This window comes from Streptomyces endocoffeicus (assembly GCF_016741935.1).
Lineage (GTDB): Bacteria > Actinomycetota > Actinomycetes > Streptomycetales > Streptomycetaceae > Streptomyces > Streptomyces endocoffeicus.
Map to the genome: position 1 here is coordinate 37455 of NZ_JAERRG010000049.1, position 13651 is coordinate 51105.

At 71.1% G+C, this 13651-nt stretch carries 9 protein-coding genes; 8 read left to right on the forward strand and 1 reads right to left on the reverse strand.

Going from position 1 to position 13651, the window contains the following annotated elements; all coding sequences use genetic code 11:
• The first annotated feature begins 23 nt into the window (after positions 1 to 23).
• From JK364_RS50015 to JK364_RS50040, 6 genes are all read left to right on the forward strand, one after another.
• On the forward strand, positions 24 to 1640 hold the full coding sequence (locus tag JK364_RS50015) for an L-lactate permease (RefSeq protein WP_201858141.1): 1617 nt from the start codon (positions 24 to 26) through the stop codon (positions 1638 to 1640).
• Between the two features lie 195 nt (positions 1641 to 1835).
• Positions 1836 to 3194, forward strand: coding sequence for a phosphomannomutase/phosphoglucomutase (locus JK364_RS50020; protein ID WP_201858142.1), 1359 nt, complete (start codon positions 1836 to 1838; stop codon positions 3192 to 3194).
• A 688-nt stretch (positions 3195 to 3882) separates the two neighbouring features.
• Positions 3883 to 4065 carry a Trm112 family protein gene (locus tag JK364_RS50025; protein ID WP_037954286.1) on the forward strand — a complete coding sequence of 61 codons (183 nt, stop codon included), beginning with the start codon at positions 3883 to 3885 and terminating at the stop codon, positions 4063 to 4065.
• A gap of 100 nt (positions 4066 to 4165) precedes the next feature.
• Positions 4166 to 5473, forward strand: coding sequence for an SIS domain-containing protein (locus tag JK364_RS50030; protein WP_201858143.1), 1308 nt, complete (start codon positions 4166 to 4168; stop codon positions 5471 to 5473).
• Positions 5474 to 5576: 103 nt separating this feature from the next.
• Positions 5577 to 6773: a mannose-6-phosphate isomerase, class I gene (gene manA / locus JK364_RS50035; RefSeq protein WP_201858144.1), complete on the forward strand. Its 1197-nt coding sequence runs from the start codon at positions 5577 to 5579 to the stop codon at positions 6771 to 6773.
• 106 nt (positions 6774 to 6879) lie between these two features.
• The gene (locus tag JK364_RS50040) at positions 6880 to 7803 is read left to right on the forward strand and encodes a cation diffusion facilitator family transporter (protein WP_201858145.1); all 924 of its coding nucleotides are present in this window, start codon (positions 6880 to 6882) and stop codon (positions 7801 to 7803) included.
• Between the two features lie 651 nt (positions 7804 to 8454).
• Here JK364_RS50040 and JK364_RS50045 read toward each other — a convergent pair.
• Positions 8455 to 10599 carry a fructose-specific PTS transporter subunit EIIC gene (locus JK364_RS50045; RefSeq protein ID WP_201858150.1) on the reverse strand — a complete coding sequence of 715 codons (2145 nt, stop codon included), beginning with the start codon at positions 10597 to 10599 and terminating at the stop codon, positions 8455 to 8457.
• Between the two features lie 503 nt (positions 10600 to 11102).
• Here JK364_RS50045 and ahcY point away from each other — a divergent pair.
• On the forward strand, positions 11103 to 12560 hold the full coding sequence (gene ahcY / locus JK364_RS50050; RefSeq protein ID WP_201858146.1) for an adenosylhomocysteinase: 1458 nt from the start codon (positions 11103 to 11105) through the stop codon (positions 12558 to 12560).
• A gap of 136 nt (positions 12561 to 12696) precedes the next feature.
• Complete coding sequence (locus JK364_RS50055) at positions 12697 to 13314, forward strand: hypothetical protein (RefSeq protein ID WP_201858147.1); 618 nt, start codon at positions 12697 to 12699, stop codon at positions 13312 to 13314.
• The last annotated feature ends 337 nt before the right edge of the window (positions 13315 to 13651 follow it).

Genomic DNA, 13651 nt, shown 5'->3' on the forward strand with positions numbered 1-13651 from the left:
ATGGCCCATGCCGGGAGGCCCGTGTGTTCGTGCAGCAGTTGGACCCCGTCGCCGATTCACTCTCCCTGTCCGCCCTCGTCGCCGCCCTTCCCCTCGTCACCGTCCTCGTCCTGCTCGGCGGGGTGCGGATGCGCGCCTACTACGCGGGCCCCATAGGGCTCGTCGTCGCCGCCCTCGTCGCCTGCCTCCCGTACGGGATGCCCGTCGGCCAGACCGTCTCCAGCGCCGCCCAAGGGGTGCTCTTCGGCCTCTTCCCCATCCTGTGGATCGTCGTCAACGCCCTGTGGGTGTACCGGATGACCGTCCGTACCGACCATTTCGACGTGCTGCGCCGCTCCTTCGGCCGGCTCTCTGACGACCCCCGCATCCAGGCCCTCGTCATCGCCTTCTGTTTCGGTGCGCTCCTGGAGGCCCTCGCCGGGTTCGGCGCACCGGTGGCGATCTGCTCGGTCATGCTCGTGGCGCTCGGCTTCGACCCGGTGCGCGCCGCCGTCGTCGCGCTCGTCGCCAATACCGCGCCGGTCGCCTTCGGCGCCATGGCCACCCCGGTGGTGACGCTCGCTCAGGTCACCGGGCTGCCGCTGGACTCCGTGGCCTCCTTAGTGGGCCGGCAGACCCCGCTGCTCGCCCTCGTCGTTCCGCTGCTGCTGGTCGCGCTCGTCGACGGGCGGCGCGGGCTGCGCGAGACCTGGGCGCCCGCGCTCGCCTGTGGGGTCGCCTTCGCCATCGCCCAGTTCACCGTCTCCAACTACCTCTCCGTCCAGCTCGCCGACATCGCGGCGGCGCTGGTCGGCGCGGCCGTGCTGATGGCCGTGCCCGCTGCCCGCCGCCCGGCCGAGGAGCCGGTGCGCGCCGCCGTGCTCACCGGCGTACGCAGCGACGACCTGGACCGCGAGGACCCGCGCCGGGAGGTGGTGCGCGCCTACGCCCCGTACGCGCTCATCGTCGCGATCTTCTCCATCGCCCAGATCGGCCCGGTCAAGGACCTCCTGGCCAAGGCCACCCGCACCTTCGACTGGCCCTTCCTGGACGTCGCCGACCCCGGCGGAAAGGCGGTGGGCGCCAACGTCTTCTCGATGCCGCTGATCGCCACTGGCGGCACCCTGGTGCTGGTGGCCGGAGTGGCCACCGCCGCCGTCCTCAAGGTGACCGCGGGCGACGCCCTGCGGGAGTGGGCCGCCACGGTGCGCGAACTGCGTCATGCGATCCTTACGGTCACTTCGGTGCTCGCGCTCGCCTATGTCATGAATCTCTCCGGGCAGGCCGCCACCATCGGTCACTTCGTCGCGGCCGCCGGGGCCGGACTGGCCTTCCTCTCCCCGGTGCTCGGCTGGTTCGGCGTCGCCGTCTCCGGCTCGGACACCTCCGCGAACGCCCTCTTCGGCGCTCTCCAGGTGACCGCCGCCCGTGAGTCCGGGCTGTCCCCGGATCTGCTGGCCGCCGCCAACAGCTCGGGCGGGGTGCTCGGCAAGATGATCTCCCCGCAGAACCTCACCATCGCGTGTGCGGCGGTCGGTCTGAAGGGGCGCGAGGGCGATCTGCTCCGTAAGGTGCTGCCGTGGAGCCTCGTGCTGCTGCTGGTGATGTGCCTGATCGTCGTCGCGCAGTCGTCGTTCCTGCTGGGCTGGATGCTGCCGTGACCCGGGCCGGGGATGGCCCCGTGGCGGGCCGCGCAAGTTGGCCGACAGCACGCCGCGCGACGGGGCTCACAGTTCCGACCCAGGTCCTGCGGGTAGGTTTTGAGGTCCGCAGGGACGTACGCGGAGACGTCCGCAGGGACGTACGCGGAGACGTCCGCAAGACATCTCCACCAGGACCTCCAGAAGGGGTTGGCTGTGCCCGACTTGTCGCAGATCGTGAAGGCTTACGACGTGCGCGGTGTGGTCCCGGACCAGTGGGACGAGTCGCTCGCCGAACTCTTCGGCGCCGCCTTCGCCCGGGTGACCGACGCGGACGCGATCGTCGTCGGCCATGACATGCGCCCCTCCTCGCCCGGTCTGGCGCGGGCCTTCGCGCGCGGCGCCGCCTCGCTCGGGGTGGATGTGACCGAGATCGGACTGTGCTCGACCGATCAGCTCTACTTCGCGAGCGGATATCTCAACCTGCCCGGCGCGATGTTCACCGCCAGCCACAACCCCGCGCGGTACAACGGCATCAAGATGTGCCGCGCGGGCGCCGCCCCCATCGGCCAGGACAGCGGGCTCGGCGAGATCCGCGCCCTGGTGGAGGGATGGGCGGACAGCGGCGCGCCCGAGCCCGCCGCCGAGGCCGGCACCATCACCCAGCGGGACGTCCTCGACGACTACGCCGCCCATCTGCGCTCGCTGGTGGACCTGACCGCCATCCGGCCGCTGAAGGTCGTCGTGGACGCGGGCAACGGCATGGGGGGCCACACCGTCCCGACCGTCTTCGAGGGGCTCCCGCTCGAGCTCGACGCCCTCTTCTTCGAGCTGGACGGCACCTTCCCCAACCACGAGGCCAACCCCCTCGACCCCAAGAACATCGTCGATCTGCAGGCCCGGGTCCGGGAGACCGGCGCCGACATCGGGCTCGCCTTCGACGGCGACGCCGACCGCTGCTTCGTCGTGGACGGGCGCGGCGAGCCGGTGTCCCCCTCCGCCATCACCGCCCTGGTCGCCTCCCGTGAGCTGGCCAAGCACCCGGGCGGGACGGTCATCCACAACTGCATCACCTCCTGGTCGGTCCCCGAGGTCGTCAAGGAGAACGGCGGCACCCCCGTCCGCACCCGCGTGGGCCACTCCTTCATCAAGGCCGAGATGGCCCGCTCCGGCGCGATCTTCGGCGGCGAGCACTCCGCGCACTACTACTTCCGCGACTTCTGGAACGCGGACACCGGCATGCTGGCCGCCCTCCACGTCCTGGCCGCACTCGGCGGCCAGAAGGGCCCGCTGTCGGACCTGGTCGCCCAGTACGACCGGTACGCGGCCTCCGGCGAGATCAACAGCACCGTCGACGACCAGGCCGGGCGCATGGAGGCCGTCAAGGCGGCGTACGAGCGCCGCGAGGGCGCCGAACTCGACGAACTCGACGGCCTTACGGTCACCACCCCCAACTGGTGGTTCAATCTCCGCCCCTCCAACACCGAGCCGCTCCTCCGCCTGAACGTCGAGGCCCGGGACCAGGAGACGGCGGCCGAGGTCCGCGACGAGGTCCTCTCCATCGTCCGCGCCTAGCCCTTAAGGCGGCCGCCGCGCGGCCGATCCGGCCGGTCCGGCTCCTCGACGGGCTCATCCGCCTCCTCCGGGAGGCGGATGAGCCCGTGGGGAGTCCCGCACGTCCTCACGGCTGTCGACGCGCGGCCGTCCCCTCCTCCGGGAGGCGGACGGGCCGTAGGGAGCCCCGCACCCCCCTTACGACTGTCCTCACGCGGCCGTAGGGGCTGCGAGGGGACGGTCCCGGCGTCCATACGGGGTCGGGACGTCCTTACGGCGGTCGGCGCGGCCGACCCGCCCGCCCCTCAGGTAGGTCCGCGGCTCCGCGGGGAGGCCCGCAGGCGGCCCTTGCGGTCGTCCGCCTCATGCAGGCCCAGGGCGCCCTTACGAAGCCCGCGACGCCCTGTCGGGTCACACCCTCTTAGGAGGGCCCGCGGCCTTACGGAGGGCCCGCGGCGCCGTACCGGAGGTCCGCACGCCCTTACGGAGTCCCGCGGGTCCTGCGGCTGTCCGCGCGCGGCTCCCGCAGCCCTCGCAGAAGCCCCCGTGCCCTTACGGAGGCCCGTGCGCAGGACCCGCACCCGCTACGGGGGCCCTCGGGAGCCCCCGGGCTCCGGTTGTACACCGGCGGCGCCCCGGGCCCGCCCGGCGGTACGCTGACCTCGCCGGACCGATGTCCGGCTGGACCCATACCCGAAGGGACGCCCCCATGCCGCTCGAAGCCGGTCTTCTGGAGATCCTCGCCTGCCCGGCGTGCCACGCCCCGCTGCGCGAGGAGCAGTCCCCGGAGACCCTCGAGCTGGTGTGCACGGGCGAGGGGTGCGGTCTCGCGTACCCCGTGCGGGACGGCATCCCCGTGCTGCTCGTCGACGAGGCGCGCCGCCCGGCCTGACCCGCCGGTCCGCCGGGCCCCAGCCCCGCGCGGTCCCACGCGTAAGCCCCGCGCGATCCCACGCGTACCGCCCGCCACGGCGATCGGAGGCCGAAGCACGATGCTCGACGAATCCCTCCTCGACGCCCCCGAGGCGCTCGCCCGCGCGGATACCCGCGGACTGCTGCGCGGGGCCGCCGAGGCCGGTGCCCGCGTCCGTACCGCCGCCCGGCACGCCACCGAGGCCGGGATAGGCGACCTCAAGCCGGACGGGCGCCCGCGCGCCGTCATGGTCGCGGGCCCGGGGGCGGCCGGAAGCTGCACCGCCGATCTCCTCGGCGCGCTCAGCGGAGGCAATTGCCCGGTCAGCCTGATCGCGCCCACCGGCGTGGCCCCCGCGCCGGGCGCGCTGCGCTGGACGCTGCCCGGCTGGGCGGGGCCGCTGGACCTGCTGGTCATCGCGACCCCGGACGGCACGGAACCGGGCCTTCCGCGTCTGGTCGAGCAGGCGTACCGCCGTGGCTGCGCCATCGTCTCCGTCGCCCCGGGCCAGTCCCCGCTGGCCGACGCGGTCGCGCAGGCCCGCGGCCTGACGGTGCCGCTGGCCACGGCGCCGAACGGCTCGGCCCCGTACGCCACCGGCGGGTACGGCACCGACCCCTACCGCGGGGACCCGCACGCGCCCGGCGCGACCGGCACCGAGGGCACCGCCCTCGCCGAGGGCGCCCTGGGCGACGCCCCCGCCCCGTACGGGACGCCATCCGTCCCGCAGCCCGTCGAGCCGCCCGGCACCGCCCCCGACGAGATGACCGGTCCCGCGCTGCCCGGCACGCTGTGGGCCCTGCTCACCCCGCTGCTCCTGCTGGTCGACCGGATCGGCCTGGTGTCCGCGCCGCCCACCGCGCTGCAGCAGGTCGCCGACCGGCTCGACCAGGTCGCCGAGCGCTGTGGCCCGGCCATCGCCACCTACACCAACCCCGCCAAGACGCTCGCGGCCGAGCTCGCCGGGGCGCTTCCGCTGCTGTGGACCGAGGGCCCGGTCGCCGCCGCGACCGGACGGCGCTTCTCGGGGCTGCTCGCGGCGCTCGCCGGGCGCCCCGCGCTCGTCGCCGAGCTCCCCGGGGCGCTCGCCGCGCATGGCGCGCTGCTGACCGGGGCGTTCGCGGGCGGCGCCGACCCGGACGACTTCTTCCGCGACCGGGTGGAGGAGCCCGAGGCGCTCCGCGCCCGGATCGTGCTGCTCCACGACGAGCCGGTGGGCCCCGTCTCGGCCGTGCCGACCGCCCGGGAGCTCGCGCTGGCGCACGAGACCGCGTTCAGCGAGCTGGAACCGGCCGAGGGCACCCCACTGGAGAGCGCCGCGGAACTTCTCGCCATCACGGATTTCGCCGCCGTTTACCTCGCGCTCGCTTCGCCGGATAGAACTTGAGGCCGTCAGAGACCTTGAGTACGACCGTAAGGCCGTGCCCAAGGCCGTAAGGCACGCACCACCTGCCCCACGTCCCTCACTGCACAGTCAGGAACCGCACCGCATGGACCGCCTCGTCAACACCGTGCGCCCCTACGCCTGGGGCTCCACCACCGCCATCCCGGAGCTGCTGGGCGTCCGGCCGACCGGGGAGCCGCAGGCCGAGATGTGGATGGGTGCGCACCCCGGGGCGCCGTCCCGGGTCGACCGGGGCGCGGGCTCCGTCGCGCTCTCCGAGGTGATCGCCGCGGACCCCGAGGGCGAGCTCGGCGCGGCCGCCGTAAGGCTCTTCGGGCCCCGGCTGCCGTTCCTGCTGAAGGTGCTGGCCGCCGCCTCGCCGCTGTCGCTCCAGGTTCACCCGGACCTCGCGCAGGCAAAGGAGGGCTTCGCGGACGAGGAGGAGCGCGGCGTCCCGGCCGACGCCCCGCACCGCAACTACAAGGACGCCAACCACAAGCCCGAGCTGATATGCGCACTCACGCCGTTCAACGGGCTGTGCGGCTTCCGCGACCCGGACGAGGCGGCCGAGCTGCTGGCCGCCCTCGATGTCGACTCGCTCAAGCCGTACGTCGACATCCTGCACGCCCACCCGGAGTCGCACGCCCTGCGCGAGGTGCTGACCGCCGTCCTTACGGCCGACCCGGAGGCGATGACGGAGACCGTAAGGCAGGCGACTGCCGCCGCCGAGCGGCTCGGCGCGCAGGACGGACCGTACGCCCCGGCGTACGCGGCGTACGCCTCCATCGCCCGGCACTACCCGGGCGACCCCGGCGCGATCGCCGCGATGCTGCTCAACTTCGTGACCCTCCAGCCCGGCGAGGCCCTCTACCTCGGCGCCGGCGTACCGCACGCCTATCTCGACGGCCTGGGCGTCGAGATCATGGCCAACTCCGACAATGTGCTGCGCTGCGGGCTGACGCCCAAGCACGTGGACGTCCCCGAGCTGCTGCGCGTCGTCCGCTTCGAGAGCGCCGCCCCCGGCGTGCTGCGGCCCGAAGCGGACTCCTCCGGCGAGGAGCTCTACACCACCCCGATCGACGAGTTCCGGCTCTCCCGCCACGTCCTGGCCGACGGCGCCGCTCCCAGCCCGCTGCCGGCGACCGGCCCGCAGATCCTGCTCTGCGCCTCGGGCGAGGTCTCCCTACGCGGCGCGGACGGCGAACTCCCGCTGAAGCGCGGGGAGTCGGCCTTCGTACCGGCCGGCGAGGAGGCCACCCTGAGCGGCGATGGCACTGTGTTCAGGGCCACAGTGACCGCCTGAGGTACAGCCCGCTGGAGGGGCTGGAACAATGGCCCGCCGTGAGGCGGTAAAGCACTGGCAAAGCCGCCGTGAGCTGCCATGTAAGTGGAAGGGAAATTCGGCACATATGAGTGCATCAGGCGGAACCAAGGCGATTGTTGCCGCGCTGGGCGCGAACCTGGCTATCGCCGCAGCCAAGTTCGTGGCGTTCGCCTTCAGCGGCTCGTCGTCGATGCTCGCCGAAGGCGTGCACTCGATCGCCGACTCGGGCAACCAGGGGCTGCTGCTCCTCGGCGGGAAGAAGGCCAAGCGCGAGGCCACCCCCGAGCACCCCTTCGGCTACGGCCGCGAGCGCTACATCTACGGCTTCCTCGTCTCCATCGTGCTGTTCACCATCGGTGGCGTCTTCGCGCTGTACGAGGGCTACGAGAAGATCCAGCACCCCCATGAGCTGGAGCACTGGTACTGGCCGGTCGGAGTGCTCATCTTCGCGATCATCGCCGAGGGCTTCTCCTTCCGTACGGCCATAAAGGAGTCCAACGAGATCCGCGGCAAGCAGAGCTGGTCCCAGTTCGTCCGCCGCGCCAAGGCCCCCGAGCTCCCCGTCGTCCTCCTGGAGGACTTCGGCGCCCTCGTCGGCCTGGTCCTCGCGCTCGGCGGCGTCGGCCTCACCATGCTGACCGGCGACGGCGTCTGGGACGGCATCGGCACCCTCTGCATCGGCATCCTGCTGGTGGTGATCGCCCTCGTGCTCGCGGCCGAGACCAAGTCGCTGCTGCTGGGCGAGGCGGCCGACGCCACGGAGGTCGCCAAGATCCGCGAAGCCGTCGTGGACGGCGAGACCGTCACCAGCGTGATCCACATGCGCACCCTCCACCTCGGCCCCGAGGAACTGCTGGTCGCCGCCAAGATCGCGGTCCAGCACGACGACACAGCGGTAGAGATCGCCCGCGCGATCGACGCCGCGGAGGCCCGCATCCGCGAGGCGGTCCCGATCGCCCGAGTCATCTACCTGGAACCCGACATCCTCCGAACCTCGACATCCGCCTGAGCGAACGGGGCAGAGCCGCCTCGCAGTTGGCCCTCCGAACCCGAGATCACGGGTTCGGAGGGCCAACACGTATCACCCGGTTTGTGCCCACCCGTTCCGAATAGCGGAACGGGTGCCCCCCAACCGTCCCGCACTCGACAACGCACCGCGGTCCGGACGCTACGCGCCGCACAAACCGTCGGGACGGCGGAGCAGGGGGCGTGGACAGGGGAACTGAGTCCTCGAACCCCAGGAACCGGGGCGGAGACCAGGGCCGGGGCTCTGGGGTAGGACCCTGAACCGGGCTGTGGGGCGGAACCCCGAGCCGGACCCCGGGCGGAGAACCGGAGCCCGGGGCGGAAAACCGGGGGCCGGGGTCCGGGCGGAGCCCCTGAACCGGAGCCCGGGGCGGAAATCCTCGGGCCGGGGTCCGGGCGGAGAACCTGAACCGGAGTCCGGAGCGGAAATCCTCGGGCCGGGGTCCGGGCAGAGCCCCTGAACCGGAGTCCGGGGCGGAGCACTCGGGCTGGGGTTCGGGCACAGCCCGAACCGGAGCCTGGGCCGAGTGCCCGAGCCGGGGTCCGGGGCGGAGCCCCGGTGGGGGCCCGGGGGCTTTGCCCCCGGTTTCGGGAAGGGGCGGGGTGGGGGAAAAACCCACCCCCAACCCCCGCCCTACTCAATCTCCCCAAGCACCCCCAATATCGCCCCCACATCCCCCGCCTCCAACAACCGCTCCCGAAACTCCTCAGCCATCAACTTCCGCGACAGCAACGCCAGAATCCGCAGATGCTCATCCCCCGCATCCGCCTCCGGCACCGCGATCATGAACACCAGCCGGGCCTTCGTCCCATCCGGCGCACCCCACTCGATCCCCTCAGGGGAACGCGCGAAGCCGACGACCGGAGCGGTCACCGCATCCGTCTTGGCATGCGGAATCGCGATCTCCTCGCCGAGCCCGGTCGTGCCCTGGTCCTCCCGGGCAAACGCGGCCCGCACCAGCTCCTCCGCATCCGTCACCTTGCCGGTCGCGGCCAGCAGCTCAGCCATCTCACGGATCGCGGCGTCCTTACCGTCGGCCGCCAGCCGCTCCTTGACGGTCTGCTCAGTGAGATACCCGGACAGCACCTGGCCCCCAGCACCGGCCTCGCCGGCCCCGCTCTGAGAAGCGACCGCCTTACGGGCACCCGCAGCACCACTCGCCTCCCCGGCACGGTCACCGCCGCCGCCCACCCCAGCAAGGACGGGCTCAGCCGCGACCGACGATGCCCCGGTGCCACCACCCGCGGTGGCACCCGCACCAGCCACACCACCCGCACCAACCACACCACCCGCACCGCCCGAATCACCAGCACCGCCCACGGACATCAACCCAATCGTCACCAACGCCGTCACCGCCGTACCCACCACCACCGCGACAAAGAACATCGGCACCCCACCAACCGCACCGAGAACCGCCACAATCGGCCCCCCATGCGGCACGTTGTCCTCGACCGACGCCACCCCGGCTATCGCCCCGGCGACCGCGCCACCCACCATGTTCGCCGGAATGACCCGCGCGGGACGCGCCGCCGCGAACGGAATCGCGCCCTCCGTGATGCCGAAGAAGCCCATGAAGAGCGCCGCCAGCCCGGTCTCCCGCTCCTGGTCGTCGAACATCCGGCGGCGCAACAGCGTGGCCAGCCCCTGGCCCAGCGGCGGTACCGGAATGGCCGCCGCGCACGCCCCCATGACCTCGGGGTTCTTGGACACCAGCCCGGCACCGAAAAGGAACGCCGTCTTATTGACCGGACCGCCCATATCGAACGCGATCATCAGCCCGAGAATGATGCCGAGCACCGCCGCACTCGTGCCGGTCAGCCCACCGAGCCAGTCAGTGAGCTGCTCGAAGACCCAGGAGATCGGCTCGCCGAGGACATAGATGAAGAAGAGGCCGAGCGCCGAGGTCGCCACGATCGGGATCACAATGATCGGCATGATCGGCTGGACGAACTTCGGAACCTTGACCCGCTTGATCCACAGCACCAGATAACCGGCCAGGAAGCCGGTGACGATCGCCCCGATGAAGCCGGCGCCCGCCTCGCTGTCGTACAGCTCGCCGTGCGCCGCGATCCAACCGCCCACCATGCCGGGCACCAACGCGGGCCGGTCCGCGATGGCGTAGGCGATATAGCCGGACAGGGCCGGGATCATCAGCTCGAAGCCGATGCTCCCGATGTCGTTGACCGTCTTCCAGAAGGAGTCGTCGGGGATGACGATGCCCTTGGACGTCGTATCACCGCCCAGGGCGAGCGAGACCGCGATCAGCAGACCGCCGACCACCACGAACGGGATCATGTACGAGACACCGTTCATGAGCGCCTTATAGGTGACGCTGCGCCCCTTACTGCCGCCACCGCCACCACCCCCGGAAGCCGCCGCCCCCGAGGCACCACCGCGCCCGGCGCCAGAACCGTCGCCCTCGTACACCGGCGCGTCCAGCACCTGCTCGATCAGCCGCTGCGGCCGGTGAATGCCATCGGCGACCCCGACGACAAGCACCCTCTTGCCGACGAAACGACTGCGGTCGACGTCCTTGTCGGCGGCGATGATGATGCCGTCAGCCTCGCTGACATCGTTGTCAGACAGTACGTTCTCGGCCCCGATCGAGCCTTGGGTCTCCACCTTCATGCTGTGGCCGAGCGACTCCGCCGCCTGGGCCAGCTTCTCAGCGGCCATATAGGTATGGGCGATACCCGTGGGACACGCGGTCACCGCGAGCAATTTGAGCCCCGGTCCGCTGGCCCCCGCACCGTTGGGGGGATCGGCTGGACTGGTCACGTGGTTCTCCTTAACGCGTTGAGCGGGCGCGGGAAGCTGCCAGCGTCCCCGCGCTCGTGGCATCGTGCAATACATCCGGCCGGGATCTAAGCGACGGGCTGAACCCCCGACTCCGCAAACGACGCGACCTCGGCCCCCGAAGCAACGCACCCCACGGTCCCCGAGCAGCGCGGCCGTCGCCCCCCCCCAAAGCAGCGCGGCCGACACCGCCCAAAACAGCGCCCCCGTCGCCCCTGGTCATAGCCGTACGGCCGAAGATGACCGATGGGGGCTGGGGTTCGCTCCGCCGATCGGTGTAGATTCGTGACCGAGCCAGACGTCGCTGCTGATGGCGGTCGGGCGGCCCGCACCCCGGGTCGGCCGAGGGAGAGAGGGCCTCCGACGGACTGCGCACTGTGAGGTAGAAGGGGACAGGTGTGCCCGTTGTCGGGAGCCCTGCCCGACGCCTCGCATGCCCAGCCGAACCACTCTCGCTCGCACACGATCGACGAGGAGCAGCACTCATGACGACAGCCGTCTCCGGTCAGGACTTCAAGGTCGCGGACCTCTCCCTGGCTGCCTTCGGCCGTAAGGAGATCACCCTCGCCGAGCACGAGATGCCCGGCCTGATGGCGATCCGTAAGGAGTATGCCGAGCAGCAGCCGCTGGCCGGCGCCCGTATCACCGGCTCCCTGCACATGACGGTGCAGACCGCCGTGCTGATCGAGACCCTGGTCGCCCTCGGCGCCCAGGTCCGGTGGGCCTCCTGCAACATCTTCTCCACCCAGGACCACGCCGCGGCCGCGATCGCCGTCGGTCCCGAGGGCACCGCGGAGAACCCGCAGGGCATCCCGGTCTTCGCCTGGAAGGGCGAGACCCTGGAGGAGTACTGGTGGTGCACGGAGCAGGCGCTGACCTGGCCCGGCACCCCCACCGGCGGGCCCAACATGATCCTGGACGACGGTGGCGACGCCACCCTCCTCGTCCACAAGGGCGTCGAGTACGAGAAGGCCGGCGCCGCCCCTGACGTCGCCACCGCCGAGAACGACGAGCACCGCGTCATCCTCGAACTGCTGAACCGCACCATCGCGGAGAGCCCGCAGAAGTGGACGCAGCTGGCCTCCGAGATCCGCGGGGTCACCGAGGAGACCACCACCGGCGTTCACCGCCTCTACGAGATGCAGCGGGACGGCACGCTGCTCTTCCCGGCGATCAACGTGAACGACGCGGTCACCAAGTCCAAGTTCGACAACAAGTACGGCTGCCGCCACTCCCTGGTCGACGGCATCAACCGCGCCACCGACGTGCTGATCGGCGGCAAGGTCGCGGTCATCTGCGGCTACGGTGACGTCGGTAAGGGCTGCGCCGAGTCGCTGCGCGGCCAGGGCGCCCGGGTGATCATCACCGAGATCGACCCGATCTGCGCGCTGCAGGCCGCGATGGACGGCTACCAGGTCGCCACCCTGGACGACGTGGTGGAGACCGCCGACATCTTCATCACCACGACCGGCAACAAGGACATCATCCTGGCCTCGGACATGGCCAAGATGAAGCACCAGGCGATCGTCGGGAACATCGGCCACTTCGACAACGAGATCGACATGGCCGGGCTCGCGGCCCTCCCGGGCATCGTGAAGGATGAGGTCAAGCCGCAGGTCCACACCTGGACCTTCCCCGACGGCAAGAAGATCATCTTGCTCTCCGAGGGCCGTCTGCTGAACCTCGGCAACGCGACCGGTCACCCGTCGTTCGTGATGTCCAACTCCTTCGCGAACCAGACCATCGCCCAGATCGAGCTCTTCACCAAGCCGGAGTCGTACCCGACCGACGTCTATGTGCTCCCCAAGCACCTGGACGAGAAGGTCGCCCGCCTCCACCTGGACGCGCTCGGAGCCAAGCTGACCACGCTCCGGCCCGAGCAGGCCTCCTACATCGGCGTCCCGGTGGAGGGCCCGTACAAGCCCGACCACTACCGCTACTGATCGCATCCGCTGATCGCACCGGCGCCGCCGACCACACCGTCGGCGGCCGCTGACCCGGCCCCCGCCCCGGCGGGGGCCCCAGGGCCCGTCCGCGCCATCCGGCCGGGCGGGCCCGACGCTCGTCAAGGACCTCACCATGCCCCGCGGCCGCTACTCCCTCCACGACCCGCACGATCACGCCCCCCTGGGCGAGGAGCACTTCCACTGCGCTCCCGGCCCCAGCGGATGGCGCTATGTCGCACAGCGGACCTCACCCTCCGGCGATCACACCGGATCCGTGGACCTCACTCTCGACGAGCTCGGCCGCCCGCTCAGGATGGAGCTGCACGCGTCCAGCTGGCAGGTCAGGGGCGCCGCCCTGGACGGGGTCACCTGGGTCCGCACGGACCCCACCGGGGAGCACGCGACGGAGGGCAATGTCCGCGCCCATTCCTTCACCGGCGCCTCTCCGGCCTTCCTGGTCGCCGTCTCCCGCCTGCTGCGGCTGGAACCGGGCGCCGGGGCCGTCCGCGTACGCCTCGTGGCCTTCACCGATCCGGTCCTCGCACCCCTCACCCTGGATCAGTCCTGGGCACTCCTCGACAGAGCTGGTCACGACACCGACACCGGACCACTCGTTGTGGACGAGTACCAGGTGAGCGAGCTGGACACCGGAGAGGTACGGACGGTCCACATCGCCGGCGACGTGGTGCTCGCCGCCCCCGGCATCGAGCTGGAGCACCTGGAGAGCCCACCGTCGTCCTTCGCGGCCTGACGGCCCTCCAACCCCTCTGACCTGCGACATTGAGAAACTTCCCGGAACCTATTGACCCGAGGGGTACCGGTGCGTACGTTGGAGGGTCGCGGCAAGCGGAGTGCACAGGCACTCCGGCCGGACCGTATAAAGAATCTTGCCCGGAGTCCTTGACCAAGGTAGTCCGGGGAGGTAGGTTTAAACGGTTGTGGTGAGCGGAGTCCGCTCGCCCCCAAAGCGCATCTGAACCGCTCCGCAGACGGATGGAAATCCAAACGGAGCACCTTTTGACACCCGCGGGCATCACACGAAGCCGATTAGGTTCGGCGGATGATCGTCTGCTAAAGTCGAAAACAAC